The 22,048-nt window shown below is 41.9% G+C and carries 21 protein-coding genes; 8 read left to right on the top strand and 13 right to left on the bottom strand.

The window, feature by feature from the left end; all coding sequences use genetic code 11:
* Positions 1 to 113 precede the first annotated feature (113 nt).
* A complete protein-coding gene (locus L2D08_RS14690; protein ID WP_375337591.1) occupies positions 114 to 1,262 on the top strand; it encodes a Leu/Phe/Val dehydrogenase in 1,149 nt (382 codons plus the stop codon).
* 250 nt (positions 1,263 to 1,512) lie between these two features.
* On the opposite strand, the gene L2D08_RS14695 is transcribed toward L2D08_RS14690, so the two are convergent.
* The 11 genes from L2D08_RS14695 to L2D08_RS14745 all read right to left on the bottom strand — a co-directional run bounded on the left by L2D08_RS14695 (position 1,513) and on the right by L2D08_RS14745 (position 10,390).
* Positions 1,513 to 1,818: a YerC/YecD family TrpR-related protein gene (locus L2D08_RS14695; protein WP_242234664.1), complete on the bottom strand. Its 306-nt coding sequence runs from the start codon at positions 1,816 to 1,818 to the stop codon at positions 1,513 to 1,515.
* Between the two features lie 139 nt (positions 1,819 to 1,957).
* A complete protein-coding gene (locus tag L2D08_RS14700; RefSeq protein ID WP_242234666.1) occupies positions 1,958 to 2,260 on the bottom strand; it encodes a YerC/YecD family TrpR-related protein in 303 nt (100 codons plus the stop codon).
* Positions 2,261 to 2,372: 112 nt separating this feature from the next.
* Complete coding sequence (locus L2D08_RS14705) at positions 2,373 to 3,557, bottom strand: MFS transporter (RefSeq protein ID WP_255821977.1); 1,185 nt, start codon at positions 3,555 to 3,557, stop codon at positions 2,373 to 2,375.
* A gap of 92 nt (positions 3,558 to 3,649) precedes the next feature.
* Positions 3,650 to 4,186, bottom strand: a complete 537-nt coding sequence (locus L2D08_RS14710; protein ID WP_242234668.1) for a gamma carbonic anhydrase family protein — start codon at positions 4,184 to 4,186, stop codon at positions 3,650 to 3,652.
* A 92-nt stretch (positions 4,187 to 4,278) separates the two neighbouring features.
* Positions 4,279 to 4,479 (bottom strand): hypothetical protein, encoded by a 201-nt coding sequence (locus L2D08_RS14715; RefSeq protein ID WP_242234670.1) that lies wholly within the window; start codon positions 4,477 to 4,479, stop codon positions 4,279 to 4,281.
* Between the two features lie 38 nt (positions 4,480 to 4,517).
* The gene (locus L2D08_RS14720) at positions 4,518 to 5,849 is read right to left on the bottom strand and encodes a CitMHS family transporter (RefSeq protein WP_242234672.1); all 1,332 of its coding nucleotides are present in this window, start codon (positions 5,847 to 5,849) and stop codon (positions 4,518 to 4,520) included.
* 166 nt (positions 5,850 to 6,015) lie between these two features.
* Complete coding sequence (locus L2D08_RS14725) at positions 6,016 to 7,176, bottom strand: CaiB/BaiF CoA transferase family protein (protein WP_242234674.1); 1,161 nt, start codon at positions 7,174 to 7,176, stop codon at positions 6,016 to 6,018.
* A 134-nt stretch (positions 7,177 to 7,310) separates the two neighbouring features.
* A complete protein-coding gene (locus L2D08_RS14730; protein WP_242234676.1) occupies positions 7,311 to 8,195 on the bottom strand; it encodes a hydroxymethylglutaryl-CoA lyase in 885 nt (294 codons plus the stop codon).
* A gap of 59 nt (positions 8,196 to 8,254) precedes the next feature.
* Positions 8,255 to 8,938, bottom strand: a complete 684-nt coding sequence (locus L2D08_RS14735) for a GntR family transcriptional regulator (protein WP_375337592.1) — start codon at positions 8,936 to 8,938, stop codon at positions 8,255 to 8,257.
* A 371-nt stretch (positions 8,939 to 9,309) separates the two neighbouring features.
* Positions 9,310 to 9,951 (bottom strand): Ntn hydrolase family protein, encoded by a 642-nt coding sequence (locus L2D08_RS14740; protein ID WP_242234679.1) that lies wholly within the window; start codon positions 9,949 to 9,951, stop codon positions 9,310 to 9,312.
* A gap of 193 nt (positions 9,952 to 10,144) precedes the next feature.
* A complete protein-coding gene (locus L2D08_RS14745) occupies positions 10,145 to 10,390 on the bottom strand; it encodes a DUF1450 domain-containing protein (protein WP_242234681.1) in 246 nt (81 codons plus the stop codon).
* Positions 10,391 to 10,627: 237 nt separating this feature from the next.
* Here L2D08_RS14745 and hppD point away from each other — a divergent pair, with 237 nt between their 5' ends.
* From hppD to L2D08_RS14765, 4 genes are all read left to right on the top strand, one after another.
* Positions 10,628 to 11,749: a 4-hydroxyphenylpyruvate dioxygenase gene (hppD, locus tag L2D08_RS14750; RefSeq protein WP_242234683.1), complete on the top strand. Its 1,122-nt coding sequence runs from the start codon at positions 10,628 to 10,630 to the stop codon at positions 11,747 to 11,749.
* 63 nt (positions 11,750 to 11,812) lie between these two features.
* A complete protein-coding gene (locus L2D08_RS14755) occupies positions 11,813 to 12,754 on the top strand; it encodes a hypothetical protein (protein ID WP_242234685.1) in 942 nt (313 codons plus the stop codon).
* A complete protein-coding gene (gene fahA / locus L2D08_RS14760) occupies positions 12,751 to 14,046 on the top strand; it encodes a fumarylacetoacetase (protein WP_242234686.1) in 1,296 nt (431 codons plus the stop codon). The genes L2D08_RS14755 and fahA overlap by 4 nt, the downstream gene beginning before the upstream one ends.
* A gap of 49 nt (positions 14,047 to 14,095) precedes the next feature.
* Positions 14,096 to 15,253 carry a homogentisate 1,2-dioxygenase gene (locus L2D08_RS14765; protein WP_242234688.1) on the top strand — a complete coding sequence of 386 codons (1,158 nt, stop codon included), beginning with the start codon at positions 14,096 to 14,098 and terminating at the stop codon, positions 15,251 to 15,253.
* 200 nt (positions 15,254 to 15,453) lie between these two features.
* Here the strand turns inward: L2D08_RS14765 and L2D08_RS14770 are convergent, their stop codons facing one another.
* Together L2D08_RS14770 and L2D08_RS14775 are read right to left on the bottom strand one after the other, a co-directional pair.
* Complete coding sequence (locus L2D08_RS14770; protein WP_242234690.1) at positions 15,454 to 16,713, bottom strand: sensor histidine kinase; 1,260 nt, start codon at positions 16,711 to 16,713, stop codon at positions 15,454 to 15,456.
* 482 nt (positions 16,714 to 17,195) lie between these two features.
* A complete protein-coding gene (locus L2D08_RS14775) occupies positions 17,196 to 18,761 on the bottom strand; it encodes a helix-turn-helix domain-containing protein (RefSeq protein ID WP_242234705.1) in 1,566 nt (521 codons plus the stop codon).
* Positions 18,762 to 18,920: 159 nt separating this feature from the next.
* On the opposite strand from L2D08_RS14775, the gene L2D08_RS14780 reads away from it, so the two are divergent.
* The 3 genes from L2D08_RS14780 to L2D08_RS14790 are packed head-to-tail and all read left to right on the top strand — an operon-like array spanning position 18,921 to position 21,855.
* Complete coding sequence (locus tag L2D08_RS14780) at positions 18,921 to 19,925, top strand: FecCD family ABC transporter permease (RefSeq protein ID WP_242234692.1); 1,005 nt, start codon at positions 18,921 to 18,923, stop codon at positions 19,923 to 19,925.
* Entirely contained in the window at positions 19,922 to 20,932 is a 1,011-nt protein-coding gene (locus L2D08_RS14785; protein ID WP_242234694.1) for a FecCD family ABC transporter permease, read from the top strand. The genes L2D08_RS14780 and L2D08_RS14785 overlap by 4 nt, the downstream gene beginning before the upstream one ends.
* 14 nt (positions 20,933 to 20,946) lie before the next feature.
* The gene (locus L2D08_RS14790; RefSeq protein WP_242234695.1) at positions 20,947 to 21,855 is read left to right on the top strand and encodes an ABC transporter substrate-binding protein; all 909 of its coding nucleotides are present in this window, start codon (positions 20,947 to 20,949) and stop codon (positions 21,853 to 21,855) included.
* Positions 21,856 to 22,048: the final 193 nt, after the last annotated feature.

Raw genomic sequence — 22,048 nt, forward strand, 5'->3', positions numbered from 1 at the left:
TTGTAAGTATCATTAATAAAAATTTGATACAATTTGTCGCGTTCTCAAGCGAGCACTAAAAAGAAATTCTGTGACAATTAAAAACTTGAAGGGAAAGTGAAATAATGAAAACTATGCTGCCCCAAAATGATCAAGATCTAAAGGTTTCTATAATGACGGATCTGTTCGAAAAGATGCAGGAACATGAGCAGGTCGTGTTTTGTAATGACCCAGAAACCGGACTAAGGGCCATCATCGCTATTCATAACACTACAGCGGGCCCAGCTCTCGGAGGAACTAGAATGCGAAATTATGAAACGGTTGAAGAAGCATTGGAGGATGCCTTGCGGCTGTCTAAAGGCATGACATATAAATGTGCTGCTGCTGATCTAGACTTTGGCGGCGGAAAAGCAGTGATAATTGGAGACCCTGCCAAAGACAAAACACCAGAGTTGTTTCGAGCATATGGACAATTTATTGAATCATTAAATGGAAGATTCTATACAGGAACGGATATGGGTACTGTACTAGAAGATTTTGTACACGCTTCCAAAGAAACACGCTGTATTGCTGGTTTGCCAGAAGAATATGGGGGTGGGGGTGAAACTTCTATTCCGACGGCACTTGGCGTTCTTTATAGTATAAAAGCTGCTGCAAGCTATTTATGGAACAGCGAAGATCTATCTGGAAAAGTTTTTTCTATTCAAGGTTTAGGGAAAGTTGGGTTTAAAGTAGCTGAACATTTGCTGAATGAGGGAGCAGATTTATATGTAACAGATGTAAGTTCGGATGCTATAGACCAAATTAGAAAAGCTGCTGAAAAAACGGATCGAAAAGTTATTGCTGTAGAAGGCAATGAGATTTATGGAGTTGAGGCGGATCTGTTTGTTCCTTGTGCTATAGGAGGAATTATTAACTATTCGACTATTGATCAGCTCAAGGTTAAAGCAATTGTAGGAGCTGCAAATAACCAGCTTCTGAGCGAAGACTGTGCTGAGCTTTTGAGAGAAAAGGGAATCCTATACGCACCAGATTATATTGTAAACAGTGGCGGGGTCATTCAAGTGACCGATGAATTATACGGCCCTAACAAAGAAAGAGTCCTTCAAAAAACGAAAACGATTTATCATACACTATTAGATGTTCTTCATAAAGCAGAATCACACAATATTACAACTGTGGAGGCCGCAAATCTGCTTTGTGAAAGTCGAATTGGATTTAGAAAAAACAGAAATAGCTTTTTCTCACCATTAAAACGCCCGAAGTGGGTAATTGGTTCTTAAAAAAGCAGGGAGAAAATATTACTTTAAAGAAGACTTATATCAATAGATTGGTTGACTGCAGGCTCCCTGCTCCCCTTCGTTTTTTTTAACAAGCATTATACCAATCGCTTTGTATTTATTAAATTTTGATACAAAAAAGGTGCACTTACTCGTTGAAGTAAGTGCACCTTAAATACTTTAGCTTTTTCAAAACAATATTTAGCTTTGAAAGAAATGAAGCCGCACCATAAATTAACTGTAATCAGACGTGTTAATTTATACTTCTCTCTTTTTCTGGCAGCCGCTCTAAAACCTCGCGTAAACAGCTTTGCTCTCTTTGCAGACTTTTTTTCATACGAAATATTAAGTTTGATCTAGCATTGGTTTCTAAATTAATCATTTCATATGTTTCTCCGTTCATAATTCTTCCTGCTACATGAAACCTCTGTGTAAAAGCTTCTAATTCTTTTAGCGTACATAAATCATCAAAAAAATCAGCGCATTCTTCCATTGTATTTAATGAAAGAATAGCTTTAAAAAGTTGTTCTTTTGCTGCTTGCCTTTTCTTTTCATCCATATTTATTCTCCCGAAGTATATGAAATTTTTTATAGTTAAAGGGAAGCTTCTCTTTGCCCTGGAAGCTCCCTATGTTTGTCCAAATTACTTTAAATGTTGGCTTAAGAAGGCTGGTAATGCATCCACCCGGCCAGTTACATTACCTTTTTTCGTAAGGCTCTATGCGATCTAAGGCGATCCGATACCCATCGTTTCCATAATCCATTAATTTTTTAATTCTGGAAATAGTACCTGAAGCAGCTTTGGTTTCCGTCTGGATAAAGTCATAAGTACATCCTTCTTGAAGCAGCCTTGCAACTTCCAGCCTTTGTGTAAAGGCAGCCAGCTCATTCATTGTACATAAATCATCAAAAAAGGCACTGCATTCTTCTTTTGTCTGTAAAGAAAGAATGGCATTAAACAATTGCTGTACGTTTTTTTCAGGCAATTTCTTTATATACATAGCGTATCTCCTTTAACGTCTAATACACCAATTTAACTAATATGCTGCACACTTCGGTTACTCAATGGCTCTATTCACAGCAAGCATAGATTAACTTTTAAACATTTGGTCACTATTGATTAATATTAGGTGTGGCTCTATCTGTCTTTTCCAGAGCTGCACCCTTTTGAGTATTTATAGAACCGATCATAATAAGGGTGCCGCATAAATAAAATACACCCGACATACCTAATGAACTGGAGATTGTTCCTAACGATAAAGGCCCAATAATTTGTGTTAATTTGTTAAACATGAGCCGTAAGCCAAGCCCCTCGGCCATTCTTTCGTTCGGCAAAGCTTCTATGGTCATAAAAATAGACAGCGGCTGTCCAATCCCTGTAAAAAAGCCAAGGATAAAAGATAAAATGCTAAGCCACATTACATTGTCGGTTAAAGGATTGAACAAGTAAATTAAACCTGAAATGATAATGGATACTGTCACAACTAGATTTCTGTTAAAAAGGCGGGAAAGCCATGGCAAAATCTTATGAATTAATATACCTGCACCTGCATTTAAGGCGATAATGACCCCGATAGCAGCGTTTGAAATTCCTTTATCCGCGGCAAGCAGCGGAAAGAAAGCTGTATATGTTTCACGCGCAAGTAAAATCACGGAACTTACCACAATTGCTTTACGCAAATTAGATATACGCACCAAACCGAAAGAGTTTTCCCTTTGCCTCTTCGGTTTATCTAAATATGATTTTTCTTTTTTGAACAAAAAAGAAATCGGCAATAAAAGAAAGAGAATAGCACCCAGCAAAAGAAAAGCATAGGTATAGCTGTAAATATCCGATAGAAAGCCTCCAATTAAAGGTCCTATAAAGCTCCCAAATGCAATTCCAATACTTAGCAAGGTAATGTAATATTCACGCAGCTTTCTTTTTAAAAACTGACCTGCGTATGCCTGAATAGCGAGAACAAATATTAATTGCGAAAGGCCCGAAAATACTTGGGAGACGTATAAGCCTAAAATATTGGTAAACATAGCGAGCAGGATCATAGAGACACTTCCAAAGAGAATGCTGACAGCCAGCGGAATTTTTATCCCGATCCGATCTATAATTTTTCCTGACTTAATAGATAAAAACAGCGGCAAAAAAGAGAATAACGCTACGATAACACCGATTTCAGCATAGCTGGCACCTAGATCACTTGCATACAGGGGAACAAGAGGACGGCTCCCTGCGATGCTGCTCATAAATATACTGGTACAGACAAAAACGAGATATTGGTCAGGCCTTTTTCGCTTCTTCATCTCATCTACCTTTCAAAACAATTTATAAAAAATAAGCAGACTCGTCTTAAATGGGACGGTCTGCTTGCTAACTGTTTCTACAAAGGCAGAAGTTATTTAAGAACATTTTCTTTTTCGATGATGTTCTCTTCTTTATACCTTATCCCATTTTTTACGTAATAAAGAGCTCCTTCTTTAGCACGTTCAATATTTTCTGGTGTCAGTTTTCGAATTACCTTGGCGGGAACTCCAGCAGCTAAAACGCCAGGTTCAATCACTTTTCCTTCCGGAACAAGTGCACCCGCTGCGATTAAAGCTCCTTCTCCAATGACAGCTCCATTTAAAATGGTTGCACCCATGCCAATCAGTGCGCCATCTTCCACTGTACATCCATGTAAAACCACGTTATGCCCTATGGTTACATGTTCACCTACATTAATCGGGTAGCCTGGATCAACGTGGACAATAGCTCCATCTTGAATATTGGATCCTTTTCCAATCGTAATTTTCTCATTATCTCCTCTTAACACAGCATTGAACCATACGGATGTTTCCTCCTGAAGTTCTATGTTTCCGATTAACTGAGCTCCCGGAGCTATATATGCACTTGGATGTATATTTGGATAGTGTCCTTTAAACTTATGCAGCATTCTTCATGCCTCCCTTTTGAACGAATAACGATTTCTCCATAAAACAAAATTTCCAGAGGAACCATTATTCTAAAATTTTCTCTTAAAACTTTTTAATAAAGCGAAAAAAACTGATAACGAGCTTTTCGTCCACAAAATCCGCATACCTTACCTTGGTATTTCACCTTAGCAATGTGTGGAAGATGAACGACTTTCAAAGCCTCGGTTACATGTTTTTGACAACAATATTTTCCTGCCCCCGCTTGTCCAGTAGAATGCAAAATTGATTCATTGTTAACAGCCAGCTTTTCCATGTTCGTCATCCTCCACCCATCTTGATGTTTTGCTATTGTTATAAAGCAATAGTTCCTTGGAATATACCTACAATAGTATAAATTAGCAGAATCCCTACAGACCATTTAGCAGCATGTTTATGGAGGTCTGACAGACTGATTCCTGTTATATGAGTTAATAAATAGACCGATGCGACGAGCGGGCCCATAATACCGAATGATGTTCCGTATAAAGAAGCGGTTCCGAGTGATAGAGTATCGATCCCGTACGCAGCAGCCGTTTCGGCCAGTACCGGCAAAATACCGAAATAAAATCCGTCAGGTCCGATCAAAAAGAGCGCAGGAGCACTAACCACGGCAGTAATTAGTCCCATAAAGGCGCCAAGGTCTGTCGGAATAATTGCCACCAATGATTGAGCCATAGACTCAGAAATAGGCGTGCCTTTAAAAATTCCTGAGAAAATCCCCGCAGCCAGTACCATGCATACAACAGCCAGTGCATTGGGCGCGTGAGCTGCCAGCCGCTCCCGCTGATCATTAAGAACCGGATAATTAATCAATAGGCCAAGTGCTGTACCTATGATAAAGAGAACAGCAGCCGGCAGCCATTCTAGTACAATTGCAACCATAATAACTGTAGATAAAAGGAAATTGACCCAAATTAACTTTGGACGCTTTAAATTCGAATCTGCAGAAGGAATGTTTTCAATTGTTGCGCTTTCGATCGCTGCATCTTTGATTTTAGCTGTCTGCATCGGAATAAAATCAATGTTTTCTTTTTTGCATCGAGCACGTTCTTTTAAGCCGATAAAATAGGCAACCCCAATAACATATAGCAAACTAATCAGCATTCCTGGCAACATTTGAAGATATAGCTGAGTCGGGTCAAGCTTTAATACGCTCGCTACCCTTCCCGCAGGACCGCCCCATGGAACTAGCGTGGTAATCCCAATTTGCATGATTGTAATCGAAGCCAGAATAATCGGGCTGATGCCGAGCTTCTTATATAATGGAAGAAACGCTGTCACAACGATCATCATTGTGGTAGATCCATCGCCGTCAAATCCGATTAACCCGGCTAGCACAGCGGTTCCAACAATGATTTTCAGAGGGTCACCTTTGGCCAACTGGATGATCTTTGATGTCAGGGGATCAAATAATCCCGTATCCAGCATGATGCCAAAGTACATAATGGCAAACAGCAGGAGAACCGCGGTAGGCGCTACTCCCAGGATCCCTTCCATCATTAACTCTCCTAATTCAGGGCCGAATCCCCCTATCAACCCATACACAATAGGTACAATGGTTAAGCCGATAAATGGCGAAATACGCTTTGTCATAATTAGAAACAAAAAGGTGAAAACCATGGCAAACCCCAAAATAGACAACATATGCTTTATTCCTCCCCACGCCCGTTTTTGTTACCGCTTTCAAAAGTTCGTGAAATTCAAACCGGCTTAACCGTACCCCTTATCCAAATTTCTGATTGCCTTTCTACCGAGAGCGACAAAAAGGCAATGATCAATAGGTTTAACATTCTTAAGTCACTTTGAATAATTATTTAGGCTGAGTTAATTTTTGACCAATGACTTCTTCGTTATGCTGTCCTAATTCAGGGCCAATCCATTCAATGCTGCCCGGCGTTTCAGATAGTTTTGGCACGATCCCAGGTACGAGCACCTGCTCCCCATCAGGCAATGTCACAGTTTGCAACATATCCCGCGCTTGAAATTGCTCATCATTCACGATATCTTCAATGCTGTAGATAGGGCCTACCGGCACTCCAGCTGCATCAAGAATACTTTGCACTTCTTTTTGTGTGTGGCGCTTTGTCCATTCTTCAATTACTTGGTCTAAGTATTCTGCATTTTCGGCCCGTCCCTGATTATTTAAATATACTGGGTTTTCAGCAAAGTCGGGGCGTCCAATCGCTACCGCGAACCGCTTAAAGATGCTATCACTGTTTGCAGCAATGACAATGTACTTCCCATCAGCGCATAAATACGTGTTAGATGGGGCAATGCCTTCCAATGTAGCACCTGTCCGTTCTCGCACAATCCCTTTCATGTCGTACTCCGGCAGGACACCCTCCAATAAAGAAAAAACAGATTCTGTCAATGCAACATCCACACACTGCCCTCTTTTTAGTGGATCCATATCTCTAGCTCTCAATGCCATTAAAGTGCCATTTACCGCGTACAGACCTGCAATTGAATCTCCAACAGCTAATCCAACACGGACTGGCGGGCGGTCAGGGAATCCTGTCAGGTAGCGAAGACCACCCATTGATTCAGCAACGCTCCCAAAACCTACTTTGTCACGATAAGGTCCCGTTTGGCCGTATCCGGAAATTCGAGTCATAATGAGGCTTGGATTTATTTTTTTTAAGTCTTCATAGCCAATTCCCCATCTTTCGAGCGTGCCTGGGCGGAAATTTTCAATAATGACATCCGCATCTTTTGCTAGCTCCCGGACCATTTCCTGTCCTTCTTCTTCGCGAAGGTTAAGTGTAATTGATTTTTTATTCCGTGCATGTACATACCACCAGAGGGAAGTCCCTTTGTGCATAACACGCCAGTTACGAAGGGAGTCTCCGTTCTTCGGATCCTCTACTTTAATAACTTCCGCACCAAATTCCCCAAAAATCTTTCCTGCAAATGGAGCTGCTACAAAGTTCCCTAATTCTAGTACTTTAATGCCTTCTAAAGGTTTTTTCATTAGGCTCCCACCCTTCATTTATTCACTTCTTTTCTTTGATCCTAAGCTCCATACAATAACAAAGATAATTTTATTTTACTGAATATTCTGATAATGTATACAAACTAAATCAAAATTTACTATTCTTATATCTCTTACACTGTTTTGGTTAAAACTTTCGAGTTGCTTAACAATTGAGGAAACTCAATATCTAATTTCTTTAACTGTTCCAGATCTATTCCAGTTTTAATATTTTGCTGTTCTAAAAATGCTACCACACGACTTGCCTGAATATTTCCAGGAGACCCAGGGGCATATGGACATCCCCCCAGCCCAGCTTGCGCCACATCCACTAGATGGACACCAGCTTGTATTCCAGCCATAACATTTGCCAGTCCATATCCATACGTGTCATGCAAATGAAGGCCAATCGGAACATCCAGGAATTTCTCTGCCAAACGGCTGCAGTATTCATATACCTGTCTTGGTGTTGCTTTGCCAATTGTATCTCCCAAGCCTAACTCATTAACGCCATGATTGACCAGATGCTCCGCCACTCTTTCCACTTCTGAGTACGGTACAACTCCGGCAAACGGACAAACAAATGCAGTCGAAATGGCACCAATTGTTTTTCTGCCTTCTTTGTTGGTTATTTCGATTAACTCTTTTATTTCTTCTAAGGATTGATCTGTCGTCTTATTCAAATTTGCCTGGTTATGCTCTGTACTTGCAGAAAGAAAGAAAAGTGCATTATGGATTTTTGACTTTAGAAATCTGTCTAACCCTCTTTTATTCGGAACAAGTGCTTCATATTCTACACCAGGAGACATTGGTAAGTTCTGTCCTAATTCATCGGCATCTTGCATAGCAGGAACCCATTTTGGATGAACAAAAGATGTAACTTCCAAGCGGTCAAACCCTGCCTCAATTAAATTTTTTATTTTATTGATCTTTTGATCCGTTTCTACAAATACAGCTTCGTTTTGTAACCCGTCTCTCAATGTGACATCACGAATTTTAAGTTTTTCTGGAAAAATCATAGCGGCCACTCTCCATTTGTAAATTTTTCAGCATGCCTATGCTTTGTAAAGTGATAGGATTAATATTTATCCTCTTTAGCACTCGAGTACATGGAAGTATAAAACTGATAATCACGCTGAATATGTACTCTCATTAACTCCTCTGCTGCTTTTCCATCCTGAGTTTGAATTGCTTGCCATATCGCCTGGTGTTCTACAGCACCCTCTTCTATTCGCAGAGGGATGTTTAAAACGGCATTTCGATAAAAAGAAATTAATGAATTTAACTGATTCATCATCTTCACTAAATATGGGTTTTCACTAGCCTCTACAATTAAAGAATGAAATTGACTGCTTATGCTTTTTAACTTTTCAAGATCTTTTTTCTCAACCATTAGATTCATTTCATCTACTATAATTGACAAACGGTCACGCTGTTTGTCGCTCATACGTAAAGCGGCATAATAGGCTGCAGTAGGCTCCAAACTTAATCGGCATTCATAAAGGTATTTAAAATCTGAAAAAGTTGCGCGATACACTCTTACTCCGCCTCTCGGACTTACGGAAACCAACCCATCACTGTTTAGCCTGCGAATTGCCTCCCGAATCGGACTTCTGCTGACACCCGTTTCCTGAGAAATTCTTTCTTCCACAATTCGCTGGCCAGGCGGTATGTTTCCGCTTACAATTTGTTCGTGTAAATATTCATACACCTGGTTTTGAAGAGTTTGAGACTGAGCTATCTTTGAATTCAACTTTATCACACCCGTAGTCATAATTTTCAGACAATGTATACAAAAATGTTTGAAACAATAATTATTCGAACAGTTCTTATCTTATAACAAATTTCTACCTTTGACTACAGGATTTTTAAAAGTTTTCCCAGTTCTCAAAAATGTTTTTCTTTTTATAGATATCTTCCTCCCTCTCCTTTATCCAATGTGCAAATAGTGTTATTAAACCAATTTAATAGCCACTTTGCTCATTTTTCTAAATATTATAACAAGTTTTTCGTGCCTGCAAGACTATACACAAAAGCGTTTTATCGGTGCATCATATATCTTTCACCGCGTTAAAGCAAAAAAATATTGTTGAAAAACAAAGAGCGTGTGGGCATGCCGCATCGCTCTTTGCTTTAGATATCCAGTTTCATTTGTTTAACTTTGATGGATCCATTTTTATTAATATCAATTTCAAATAAACCCTGCTTGGATAAAAAGATCGCATACGCATTTTTACTGACTTTCTCGTTGTTTATCTGGCGGATCGCCGAAGAGAATTTTCGTATGAAGTAATTGATATCTGTCCTTGAAACATCTACTTCGTTCATTAAATAACTGCGCAGGTACATCATTTCTGTATTTGGAAATGTTTTATAAAAAAAATCAATAGAGCTGCTTTTTTGAAAATGGTCATCTGAGGAATAATACGTAACACGAAGCATGCCGCCTTCAGTAAACCCGGCTAGTATGTAAACAGTTGCATAATCCTGTCCAGGGTACGATTTTTTAAACAGCTCTAATGAATGTTTAAATAATTTTTGGGATTGTGCTTCAATCTCTTCAAAAGAATTTGCGTTAAGAGAAAATAATTTTAATTCTTCTATAGCCATATCAATGACATTTTTAACACCCGCAAAGGCAAAGATAACATTTTGGTTCAAGGCGATTATTTTCTTTTCATTATCGCTGAAGTTATTCGTTCCTCTATAGGTTATTCTTTTATCGGCCATTATCAAAATACCGTTTTCGAACTGCTTCCCAATCAATGCTGTCATAATGTACCCCTTCAGAATTAAATAATGCCCTACCATTAATGCTAAAGAGCAGCATTTGGAGTAGGGCTTTTACACATATCTTATCATAAACCGGCTTCTTCTGAAGGTTTGCAGTTTTTTTAAGAGGGCAACTACTTAAGCGTTGCAGCCATCGATTAAACATTTTTCATTATAATTTCTTTTTTTTATATGGTTACACTACTTCTTCCTGTTTAAGGCCAGCTACATGCTGGTCAATTTTTTCATAAAGTTCATCCGGATCATCGGCAACAATGTTTTCACCATTTACAAGCGCGAATGGTTCCATTAAGCATTGCCCACAGTACAACAAGCATCTTTCCTCAATAACCTCCAAGTCGCTGCGCTCCATTAATTTTTCTTTGGTCGCTTCTAACTCATCTTCAAAATTGCAAGGACAGAACTTGACGTTAATTTTCATGGTTAACTCCCCCTTGTTTTGATTGCCAACATTTTAAGTGGATATGTAAAAAAGATGCAAGAGTGCGCTCAAACGCGTATATGCTTTAATGCGGTAAAATGCTGACGCCGCAAAGACTAAACGCGTTAAAAGGCGTGTTTGCGCGGTGAATTTTTATGTATTATGATGTGAACCATCACAGACAGTAAATTTCGAAAATTCTGTTTGTTTAATAAAAAATTAAAGGGAGCGGTAAAAATGGCAGAAAAAATGGTTGCAGCACCTAAAGCAAAAAAAGAAGAATTGTTTCCAGTAAAAAATGTTCACTACGTTGAAATTTATACTGGCAATGCAAAACAAGCAGCTTATTATTACGCAAAGGCATTCGGCTTTAAGCTTGTAGCCTACAGAGGGTTGGAAACTGGGTCACGTGATCGTGTTTCTTACGTTATGGAACAGGGTGCCATTCGATTAGTGTTAACAGGTTCTCTATCTGATCAAACTGACATATCAACTTTTACTAAACTCCATGGTGAAGGTGTAAAAGATATCGCCCTTCTTGTAAAAGATTTAGAAAAGACCTATAAGGGAGCCATTGAACGCGGCGGCATCGCCATTCGTGAACCATGGGTAGAAGAAGATGAAAATGGAAAAGTGAGAAAAGCAATCTTAGGCACATACGGAGATACCATTCATACACTTGTTGAACCGATTGATTATAAAGGCGTTTTTATGCCTGGCTATGAAGCACGTGAAGATATTTATAATGCCCAGTCTTCAGGCTTAATCGGCGTTGATCATCTTGTTGGCAACGTAGAAGTGATGGAAGAATGGACGAACTATTATGAAAGCGTATTCGGATTTACGGTTCTGAAACATTTTGATGATGAAGACATTTCAACTGAATATTCTGCTTTGATGTCTAAAGTGATGATGAATGGAACAGGCCGCATTAAATTCCCAATCAATGAGCCGGCAGAAGGAAAACGCAAATCGCAAATTCAAGAGTATTTAGATTACTACAATGGACCAGGGGTACAGCATCTTGCCCTTTTGACAAATGACATCATTGGCACGGTAGCCGCTTTAAGAGAAAACGGGGTTGAATTTTTACAGACGCCTGACACTTACTACGAAGATCTTGCTAATCGTGTAGGCGATATCGACGAAGATGTAAAGCGTCTACAAGATTTGAATATTCTTGTTGATCGCGATGATGAAGGCTATTTGCTTCAAATTTTCACAAAGCCTCTCGTAGACCGCCCTACTATGTTTATTGAAATCATTCAGCGTAAAGGTGCGCTTGGTTTCGGAGACGGGAATTTTAAGGCGCTGTTCGAATCTATTGAACGTGAGCAGGAACTCCGCGGAAACATCTAAATCTAATCCGGTCACGCCAGGGCTTTCCTGGTGTGACTTCCTTTCATGGGAGGTGTGAGGCTATTGTTAACAAAAATAAATGTAAAGTGGGAAGAAGCCGCTGTCAGTCATTTCATGACGGAGCTCATTGATTATGCAGGACTGTTTCCTCCGGCAGCACTTCCGCTTGCTGAAGCCATTTCAAACTATCATTCTTATATCCATGGTTCTGACAGCTGGATGCTGGGCCCTTTTGTTATTCCTGCTTCACGATTGAACGAACTTCAGCCTTTTGCAGTACAGTTTAATGACCAGTATCCACTGCGGTTGACCGTTATCTTATCGAAATCAGAAGCAATTGAAAAAGAGATCGAGGCCATGAATCTCTTCTTAGAAACATATAATACGGCCGGTACCATTGAAGCAGTTGAAATTCCGCTTCCTGAAAAAGTTGATTTTTCGTTTCTAAAAAAACTGGAACAGTACACAGAAGATTATCCTGTTTATTGTGAAATGACCGGAACGAATCAAGAGATTCTGCGAACATTGGATACGGTCTCTTCGCTTAATCAAATTTCTTCAAAAAGCATCGGTGTTAAAATGCGCATGGGCGGTATTACAGCTGACTTATTTCCATCTGCTGAGCGTGCTGCTTTCATTATTCATGAAACCCAAAAAAGAGGGCTGGCTATTAAATTTACAGCAGGCCTTCACCATCCAATCCGTCAATATCGAAATGAAGTTGAAACAAAAATGCATGGATTTGTGAATGTCTTTACGGCTTCCATTATGGCCTATTGCCATTCAATTAATATAGATACCATTCAGGATATTTTACTAGATGAAGATCCTGCAAACTTTTCATTTACAAAAGAGGCTCTTTCCTGGCGCCATTTTACAGTCACCTCGGCTGAAATCGACAAAGCCCGCACTTTATTTGCGGCTTCATACGGAAGCTGCAGCTTTGATGAGCCCCGGGAAGAACTAGGAGAGCTGACTATTTTTCAAGGGGAGGCAGTACAATGAATTATTCCTTTATAGAAACCACACCAGATTCACATTTTCCTATACAAAACCTGCCATACGGCATTTTTCAGCCAATAGGAAAAGAACCGCGCGCAGGTACAGCAATCGGTGATTATGTTCTTGATTTATCGGTAATGGATGAGGCTGGATTCTTAAATGGTACAGGTGCAGAAGGAAAAAATATTTTTTCAGCCTCTTCACTCAATCAATTTATGGCTCTTGGCCGCCCTGTCTGGAGCGCAGTGCGAAAAAAACTTCAATATCTTTTAGACGCTGACACACCTGATTTACGGGATAATGAAGAACTTCGCTCACAAGCGTTTCACTTAATGAGAGATGTAGAAATGCTTCTTCCAGCAGACATTGGGGACTACACTGATTTTTATGCTTCAAGAGAACATGCAACCAATGTAGGTACCATGTTTAGAGGAAAAGACAATGCACTGATGCCAAACTGGACACACCTGCCGGTTGGCTACCACGGCCGCGCCAGTTCTATTATTCCCAGCGGAACCGAAGTACGCCGTCCTCTAGGACAGCGCAAGCCGCCAAATGAAGAAAATCCTGTCTTTGAACCGTCTGTACAGCTTGATTTTGAGCTTGAAATGGGCTGGTTTATCGGTCCCGGCAACCGTCTTGGAGAACCGATTCCTGTTAACCAGGCGGAAAATCATGTTTTCGGGCTTGTTCTTGTGAATGACTGGAGCGCCCGAGATATTCAAGCGTGGGAATACCAGCCTCTTGGCCCCTTTCTGGCTAAAAACTTTGCCACCTCTATCTCGCCTTGGGTGGTGCCGCTAGAAGCGCTGGAACCTTTTCGAGCATCAGGACCCGAACAAGAACCAAAGCCGTTCCCATACTTACAACAGGCAAAAGAGGGAGCTTTTAATATTAATCTTGAAGTTCATTTACAACCAGAAAACGCAGAAGAAGCCACAAAAATTACAAACACCAATTTTAGCTACATGTACTGGTCGATCGCTCAACAGGTAGCTCACCACACGATTACAGGGTGCAATATTCGTCCTGGTGACATGCACGCCTCAGGTACTATCAGCGGTCCAGAACGTGCCGAACGCGGCAGCCTGCTCGAACTTACCTGGCGCGGTGCTGAACCAGTTCAGCTTAATGGCGGCGCCCAAAGAAGTTGGATCGAGGATGGAGATCAATTGACCATCACTGGCTGGTGCCAGGGAGACGGATACCGGATTGGTTTTGGTAGCGTCACTGGCAAGGTTTTGCCAGCTCTTTCGGAAGCAGAAATTTTAAATGTCGAGAATGTAAAAATATAAGGTGTAATGATAAAGAAGATAAAGACAGCGAACGAAGGGAGTTTAACCAATGACACATTATGTTAAAATGGGGCGCATTCCTCATAAGCGACACACCCAATTTCGCCAAGAAGATGGCAGCCTTTACTACGAACAGTTAATGGGCACAAAAGGTTTTTCAAGCATCCAGTCTCTTATTTACCATATTAACCAGCCGACACAGGTGAAAAAAGCTGTAAAGATCCGTGATGTAAAGTATGAGTTTGAAGAAAAGGATGCCTTAAAACACCGGCATTTCCGTACTTGGAATACGGAGATAGGCGGCGATTTTCTTGAAGCTAGGAAAATTTTCATGGCAAATGATGATGTAGCACTTGGCTTGGCACGGCCTAACCGCCAGATGGATTATTTTTACCGGAACGGTGAAGGAGATGAGCTGCTGTTTGTTCATGAAGGAACAGGCAAAATCGAAAGCATCTTTGGAGAACTGAGTTTCGGACCTGGTGATTACCTCGTCATTCCGATTGGCACAACCTATCGTGTCGTTTTGGAATCAGAAGAAGCCCGCTTCTTTATCCTAGAGTCTAATTCATCGATTGTGCCACCAAAGCGCTACCGCAATGAATTTGGACAGCTTTTAGAGCACTCTCCTTTTTGCGAACGCGACTTCCGGACACCAGAAAAGCTGGAACCAAAAGATGAAAAAGGAGAGTTTGAAATACGAGTGCGCGCCCAGGGGATGATTACATCCTATACGTATGATTTTCATCCACTTGATGCAGTGGGATGGGATGGCTACCTCTTCCCTTACGCATTTAGCATTCATGATTTTGAACCAATCACAGGGCGTGTTCATCAGCCGCCTCCCGTACACCAAACATTCGAAGCGCACAATTATGTTGTATGTTCATTCGTACCGCGTATGTATGATTATCACCCGGAAGCAATCCCGGCCCCTTATGTACACAGCAACGTTGAGAGCGATGAAGTGTTGTATTACGTAGATGGCGACTTTATGAGCCGCCGCGGAGTGGAACAAGGCTCCATTACGCTGCATCCAAGCGGCCTGCCGCATGGCCCTCATCCAGGCAAGATTGAAGGAAGCATTGGCAAAAAAGAAACCCAAGAACTGGCCGTCATGGTCGATACCTTCCGTCCGCTGTATATTGTAAAGGATGCACATGCGATCGAAGATAAAGAATATATGGACAGCTGGCTAGTAAAATAATTATTAAATTCCGATTCCAATTAAAATAATTGATCTTCTCCCCAGATAGATCGATTTCCCTTTAATTTAAATATAAAGCCGGAGCAAGTTTCCCCTTGCTCCGGCTTTTATTTATTTACTTTTTTTATTACAGTTTATCTCACAAATCCACATAACATAAAGCGCTTACTCTTTAAGGAAGCGTGCTTTCATTAAAACTCTTATTTGTCTTGCTGTATATATTTAGGAAAAGTGATAGAGAAATATGTACCTTTTCCCCATTCACTTTTCACTTTAATTTCTCCACCCATTCCCCGGATGACACTAAATGAAACCATCATTCCCAGCCCAGTTCCATTTTCCTTTGTTGTGAAATAAGGCTCGCCTATACGATTTATTTGCTGCTTAGTCATACCTATTCCTTCATCTTTTATAGTTACCGTGATCATGGATGTTCGTTCGCAGTCTAACGCAATTTGTATTTTTCCGCCCTTTGGCATCGATTCGATTCCATTTTTCAATATATTCGCCAAACATTGCTCGAATCTTTTTCGATCTCCCAAAACAAAACAATCCTTATTTTCCGTGAAAGAAATGTTTATTTCAACATTATTTACTGCCGCTAAAGGAGTAAGATCCTTGACCACACACTGAATTTCTTCCAAAATGAAGATTTTCTCTTTTTCTCTAGGCGCTGGTTTTGCAAAGGTTAAGTAATCATTGATAGTATCTATCGCCTGATCCAACTCTTGCGCTGCAATTTCCAAGTAATTTTTTCTTGTTTCAAAAGGAATTTTTTCATCTGATAGAAGCTGCATAAATCCTCTAGTCGCGGTAAGCGGGTTTCCAACTTCATGTGAAATACTTGCAGCAAGATGACTGGCAACTTCCATCTTTTCTGCTTTCATTGATTTGCGCAGCAAAGCAAAATTAATCAAAATCACTTCCGTAAGAAGTGTTGCAATCACCATGCCGATAACATTGATAAGCAAGTGTTCTAAGCGAACATTCAATACCATGGCCACATGAAAGACCTGTGTAGAAAACAGTGTTGAAAAAAATAACGAGAGAACGATTAATACACTGCTTGTCAGTACTTTCATTTTTAAAGACATCTTTATATAGTATTTAGACATTAATCCTGCGAAAATAGCGGTTAACATTAAAATAAAAAATGAATTGTAAAAAGCCTCCCCGCCAATTAAATAACGGTGTGTTACAACCACAGATAATAATAAGAGTGCGACTTTATATCCGCCATATAAAGCGCCTAAAATTAATGGAATCCTGCGAAGATCTAGAAGAAGAGGTTCGATAAAAATAATAGGAAAGGTCATACACATTATAAGGGATAGTACTGGGAAAACAGCAAACATCCACTTTTCTACCCACTCAAACTGATAAATATAGTGTAAAAGATAAAACATTTGCCATAAGAATAACGGAAACAAAACTAATAAAAAATTAATAACTAAATCCATTGTATAAATGTCCATATCAGCACCAATTTTTCGATGATTTCCACAAAATTAAATAATGGATGATCAAATCATACCAAGAAAATGTGGCTTCTACACAAAAAACTTTCACAAAAATATAATTCTAACTATGGGGTCAGTCCCTTTATGAATGCCTTGGGCTTTACCTATAAATAAAACAAGCTTGCATTTTTGTTGCATTAAGGCTGAACTTTTGTTCTCCTTTGGCCATTTCCCGTTCAGCAAGCACACCATCACATCATTCTGCATTTTCAAAATGAATAAGGTATACATTTTATTCTATTCATTGACAGGATCGACTGATGATAATATTAAGATATGGAGCGTTCAGACTGGAGACAAAGCAGCCTCAAATCAGAGATTTGAGAACTACTTTGTCTTTTTTTATGTGTTTAGGCAGCCCTGACTGGATACTTTCACTGTTTAAACCGCATAGTACGTCTACTTTTTCTGTTCTACCTTGATCAGCTCCCGTCTGATGTTAAAAAAAGCAAGGCTTCCTCAAGCTGTTTCTCAATACCTAGAGGCGCGTACACACTCCACTTTTGCCAGTCTAGAAAAAAGCAGCGGCCATTTTGAACAGCGGGGTGGGCTGACAAGAGAGAGTCCGTTTTAATTTCATGCTCCATTATCCGCCGGCGGTGTTCACTATCCGTGACAATCCACATGAAATCACTTCTATCCCTCTTCATCTGTTCAAGAGAAGCGGGCATCCAGGTAAACATTGTGCCCATTGGATGCTCCTCCATCTTTTCCTGAAGATACCGAGGAGCACGAAAGCCCAGCAGCCGGTAAAACACATGTCCCATATTACGGGCTCCGTACAGCCGAACTCCCTTGTTTGTTACACTCCAAACAGCAGCAGATCTTCCGGTTCCAATCCGGTTTTCTACTGCAGCCCGTGCTTTTCTGACTTTTTCGTTATGTGCGCCATGCCATGCTGAAAGAGCCTCTTCTTTTTCCAGCAAGCGGGCAATGGTGTCTGCATGGCTGTATACGTCCATGCTTGTCCAGTCAATTGATACAACCGGAGCAATGTCCCCGATATGCTCTTTCGCCATACCGGCAACGTTGTTTTTACACAAGATTAAGTCAGGTTTCTGTTCTAAAAAAAACTGCCGCTGGATATCCCATGGCTCGCTCGCATGATAAGGAAGCGTCAGCTCTTTGATTCGGCCGTCGAAGCTTTCCTGAAGTTGGCCCGCTGCAGGGGTTACACCCAGTGCAAGCAAATGGTCGGTATACGGGTAAGAAAGAGAGACGACCTTTTTAATATGTCTTCTATTATAATGGGAAGGCGCGATGCCGAATGTCTGCTTAAAACGGCGGCTGAAATAATGTTCATCCTGATACCCGGTTCGGCGGGCGCCTTCCTTGATTTTAATGTCTCCTGTCAAAAGCATCTCTTTCGCCGTGTTCAGCCGAAGATGGGTCAGCCATTCCATCGGTGTTTTATTCATTTTTTGTTTAAATAGATGAGAATAATATGCCGGGTTCATACCGGCCATTTCAGCCAGCCCTGACAGGGTGATAGGTTCAGTAAAACAAGTGCTCATATAACCAAGCGTTTGATGAATACGCTCTTCATTGTCTTCAAGTCGAAGGGATGACGGCTGATCAGAAAGCCAGTGAAGCAGTTCTGCTGCCGCTCCCTCCCTCACATACGGAGGATCGGCATCTCTATGATGGATAGAAGATAGAAGACGGCAAATCGCTGAACGGTGGTAGGAAACCAGCCCTTCTACCGAAAACGTCCGTGCTTTTTTGTACACCAGTTTTTCAGCGGTCCGGCTTTGTTCCTCATATAAGTCGAACAGCAGCATACAGCCGCTTATTTCATCCTCATTTACCGCTTCAACCGAAAAAGATGTGCCTGGATGCAGCAGAAAAACAGCCCTTTTTCCAAGTGCCTGCTTAATCCCATTTATGATTAATGATCCGCTGCTTTTTTCAATCGATAAAAGACAAAAAGAAGGCACAGCTTGCTGAGTCTGCTTTCCGCTTAAAAGACATGTCTTTACAATTTCCATTCTCACCTGTAATGCCCCCTGATGGATTAAAAAATAATGAAACGAAAAATAATACATGAAAAGAAGCCAAAAATCGTACATTGACGCTTATTTCCCTTATTATTATACTTAATTGAAAGTGATTATCAATAGCAGTTAGAAAGGTCTTGTTTTCTTCTGATGAAAAAAAGGTACAGCTTATTTATTATCATTTTTTTTGCGGCAACTTGTTTGTTAGGTGTGTCATTGTTCGCCGCCGTTTCCTCGGGAGCGAAAGAACTTAACCTGCCCACCGTCTGGGCCGCTGTTTTTCATTTCAATGCAGAGCTGACGTCTCATCAAATTATTCATGAGCTTCGCCTTCCCCGCGTGCTTGGCGCTGCGCTTGTCGGCTGTGCCCTGGCCGTTTCCGGCGCTTTAATGCAGGCGGTTACCCGGAATGATTTGGCGGATCCGGGTATTTTAGGGATCAATGCCGGCGCATCTCTTATGACAGCTCTTTGTTTTGCTCTTTCCCCCGGCATACCGTATTCTCTGCTGATTGTGTTTTGCTTTTTCGGATCGGTCATCAGTGCAATATGCATTTTTTGGATTGCCTCTGGTGCACCGGGCGGCATCACGCCGATACGCCTGACGGTTGCCGGAGCCATTTTAGCTGCTCTGTTCAGCTCGCTCAGCTCAGGAGTTGCGATTTACTTTGACTTAAGCCAGGACCTTGCTTTTTGGTTTGCGGGTGGCACTGCCGGCATTAGATGGGGGCATCTTACATACCTGGCACCGATTATACTGGCCGCCGTCTTACTGTCTCTTTCCTTTGCCCGGCCGCTCACGCTGCTCTCTCTTGGAGAAGAAACCGCAGCTGGGCTTGGTGGAAACGTGCCGCTGGTCCGCCTGGCTGCGATCGGAGCCGCCGTTCTTCTGGCAGGGACATCGGTTTCAGCAGCCGGCTCAATCGGGTTTATCGGGCTGATCGTTCCCCACATTGCCCGTAAGCTAGTTGGCGTTGACTATCGGTTTATTATTCCGATCAGCGCCTTGGGAGGCTCGATTTTACTTGTGCTGGCTGATTACGGGGCCCGTATGGTAAACCCGCCGCGTGAGCTGGCGATCAGTGCGATGGTTGCTCTTTTAGGAGTACCCTTCTTTTTGTTCCTCTCCCGTCGGCAAAGGAGGAGAGAATCATGAAGACACGCCAGAAAAAAGCTGTAAGGGCCTCGCTTGTTTTATTACTGTTATGCCTGTGTGTGCTGCTTATCAGCTTAAATACCGGAACGATTCGCCTCAGTCCCGTTGAGGTATTAAAAACAGTCCTTGGACTCGGTTCTCCCCGTGACTCCATCGTGCTGTTCGATTACCGACTTCCCCGCCTGTTAATTGCGATGCTGGCAGGTGTGGGTTTGGGAATCGCCGGATGCCTGCTGCAGGGCTTATCCCGCAATGCGCTGGCAGACCCGGGGGTGATTGGCATTCACGCCGGAGCCGCTTTCGGGCTGATTCTCTTTTTACGTTTTTTTGGTACGCTTGAAGGCAGCTTTACCATTTTCATTCCGCTTTTTACTTTTATCGGTGGACTTTGCGCAGCAGGGCTGATTACTATTTTTTCTTTTGACCGTAAGGCTGGCTTTCTGCCGCAGCGCTTGTTGTTAAACGGCATCGCGCTCGCAGCGGGCTTTAGTGCCCTGACACTTGTACTGTCGCTTCGCCTAGATGAGGAAGTGTATTCTTTTGCGGCCTACTGGCTGGCGGGAAATATATGGGGACGGGAATGGATACACGTACTAGCATTGCTGCCGTGGCTGCTCGTTTTGGTACCATATTCGTTTTTCCATGCAGGCACATTAAATATGCTGTCGCTTGGTGAAGCGCCGGCAGCCGGGCTTGGTGTTAATGTGGCCAAACAGCGGGCCGGCCTGCTGCTTTGCGCCGTTGCTCTGTCGAGTGCGAGTGTTTCCATGGCTGGAGGGATTGGCTTTATTGGACTCGCCGCTCCACAAATTGCCCGCCGGATTGCCGGGCCGCTTCATCAGTATGTACTGCCGCTCTCCGGCTTGGTTGGCATGCTGATTTTAATGGCAGCTGATACGATCGGCCGGTCATTGTTTGCGCCAGCTGGCATTCCGGCCGGCATCGTGACTGCAGCGCTCGGTGCCCCCTATTTTTTATATGTATTTAGAAAATCTACTCATTCATGATAGGAGCTTGCGTAATGAAAAAAATAACATTCTTCTGCTTATGTATGTGCCTTACCTTATTGCTTGCCGCTTGTGGAAGCAAGGAACCGGCTGACTCTGCCGGTGACTCAGCACCAGCGCAAGAAAACGGGCAAAAAATTGCTTCCTTGTCGATTCACATAACGAATAACCTATTAGCTCTTGGCATTCAGCCAGCCGGCTCCGTTGTCGGCGGCAAAGTAGGAGACTTTCTTCCCCACGTAGCCGATCAGCTGAAAGGAACAGAAAAACTCGGTGAAGCAAAAGATGTCAACATGGAAGCATTGCTTGCATTAGAACCTGACTTAATCCTCGTTGATAAAGAATTTGCCGGCCAGGACCTCAGCAAGTATGAAGACATTGCGCCTGTCGAAGTCATTGACCTTGACCAAGGGACATGGCGTGACCATTTAACACAGCTTGGCAAGCTGCTCGACCGTGAAAAGGAAGCAAGCACATTTATTCAGAAATACGACCAAAAGGCGCAGCAAGTTAAAGCTGAACTGCCAGACACCATTCAGTCAGGCACAGCGATGGCCATTCGCATCAATGCAAAAGAGCTTCGTGTTTTTACAACAGCCCGTCCGCTTGGACCGATTTTGTTTGATGATCTTGGCTTAACACCTGCTAAAGGGATTGAAGAACTTGATTCAAATGAACCGTACGAGGTTATTTCTCAGGAAGTGCTGCCAGACTTTGCTGCCGATACGATTTTTGTTGTTGTCGATGCAGAAGATGATGCACAGCAGTCATTCAAAGAGATTCAAAAAAGCGCCATCTGGCAGGGATTAAAAGCAGTTAAGCAGGACCAGGTTTTCGTGATTAAAGAACAGCCGTGGCTGGATTACTCCGCGGTCGGCAACAAAATGGCTCTGGATGAAGCACAATCTCTTTTATCAAAGTAACAAAAAAAGCGGACTTTTCGCTTCAGCCTGTAAACAAAGCCTTCATTTTGAAGGCTTTGTTTACAGGCTTTTTTATCATTTTCGGCGAGAACACCCCCACTTCAAGCTTGCTAAGTGGGGATGAATCGCTGCTCTTTCAGTCATTCTTTTTCCTTGAACGCTCTATTGCTAAAATGGTATAATTAGGTATAGA

This window comes from Domibacillus sp. PGB-M46 (assembly GCF_022668875.1).
Taxonomy (GTDB): domain Bacteria; phylum Bacillota; class Bacilli; order Bacillales; family Domibacillaceae; genus Domibacillus.

What these genes read in the sequence shown, in the direction of transcription:
- L2D08_RS14745 (WP_242234681.1), bottom strand. Translation starts at nt 10,390, where the DNA reads ATGAAAATTAACGTCAAGTTCTGTCCTTGCAATTTTGAAGATGAGTTA.
- L2D08_RS14770 (WP_242234690.1), bottom strand. Translation starts at nt 16,713, where the DNA reads ATGGATTTAGTTATTAATTTTTTATTAGTTTTGTTTCCGTTATTCTTA.
- L2D08_RS14785 (WP_242234694.1), top strand. Translation starts at nt 19,922, where the DNA reads ATGAAGACACGCCAGAAAAAAGCTGTAAGGGCCTCGCTTGTTTTATTA.
- L2D08_RS14700 (WP_242234666.1), bottom strand. Translation starts at nt 2,260, where the DNA reads ATGTATATAAAGAAATTGCCTGAAAAAAACGTACAGCAATTGTTTAAT.
- L2D08_RS14720 (WP_242234672.1), bottom strand. Translation starts at nt 5,849, where the DNA reads ATGTTGTCTATTTTGGGGTTTGCCATGGTTTTCACCTTTTTGTTTCTA.
- L2D08_RS14765 (WP_242234688.1), top strand. Translation starts at nt 14,096, where the DNA reads ATGACACATTATGTTAAAATGGGGCGCATTCCTCATAAGCGACACACC.
- hppD (WP_242234683.1), top strand. Translation starts at nt 10,628, where the DNA reads ATGGCAGAAAAAATGGTTGCAGCACCTAAAGCAAAAAAAGAAGAATTG.
- fahA (WP_242234686.1), top strand. Translation starts at nt 12,751, where the DNA reads ATGAATTATTCCTTTATAGAAACCACACCAGATTCACATTTTCCTATA.
- L2D08_RS14780 (WP_242234692.1), top strand. Translation starts at nt 18,921, where the DNA reads ATGAAAAAAAGGTACAGCTTATTTATTATCATTTTTTTTGCGGCAACT.
- L2D08_RS14705 (WP_255821977.1), bottom strand. Translation starts at nt 3,557, where the DNA reads ATGAAGAAGCGAAAAAGGCCTGACCAATATCTCGTTTTTGTCTGTACC.
- L2D08_RS14775 (WP_242234705.1), bottom strand. Translation starts at nt 18,761, where the DNA reads ATGGAAATTGTAAAGACATGTCTTTTAAGCGGAAAGCAGACTCAGCAA.
- L2D08_RS14710 (WP_242234668.1), bottom strand. Translation starts at nt 4,186, where the DNA reads ATGCTGCATAAGTTTAAAGGACACTATCCAAATATACATCCAAGTGCA.
- L2D08_RS14790 (WP_242234695.1), top strand. Translation starts at nt 20,947, where the DNA reads ATGAAAAAAATAACATTCTTCTGCTTATGTATGTGCCTTACCTTATTG.
- L2D08_RS14725 (WP_242234674.1), bottom strand. Translation starts at nt 7,176, where the DNA reads ATGAAAAAACCTTTAGAAGGCATTAAAGTACTAGAATTAGGGAACTTT.
- L2D08_RS14695 (WP_242234664.1), bottom strand. Translation starts at nt 1,818, where the DNA reads ATGGATGAAAAGAAAAGGCAAGCAGCAAAAGAACAACTTTTTAAAGCT.
- L2D08_RS14730 (WP_242234676.1), bottom strand. Translation starts at nt 8,195, where the DNA reads ATGATTTTTCCAGAAAAACTTAAAATTCGTGATGTCACATTGAGAGAC.
- L2D08_RS14740 (WP_242234679.1), bottom strand. Translation starts at nt 9,951, where the DNA reads ATGACAGCATTGATTGGGAAGCAGTTCGAAAACGGTATTTTGATAATG.
- L2D08_RS14690 (WP_375337591.1), top strand. Translation starts at nt 114, where the DNA reads ATGCTGCCCCAAAATGATCAAGATCTAAAGGTTTCTATAATGACGGAT.
- L2D08_RS14715 (WP_242234670.1), bottom strand. Translation starts at nt 4,479, where the DNA reads ATGGAAAAGCTGGCTGTTAACAATGAATCAATTTTGCATTCTACTGGA.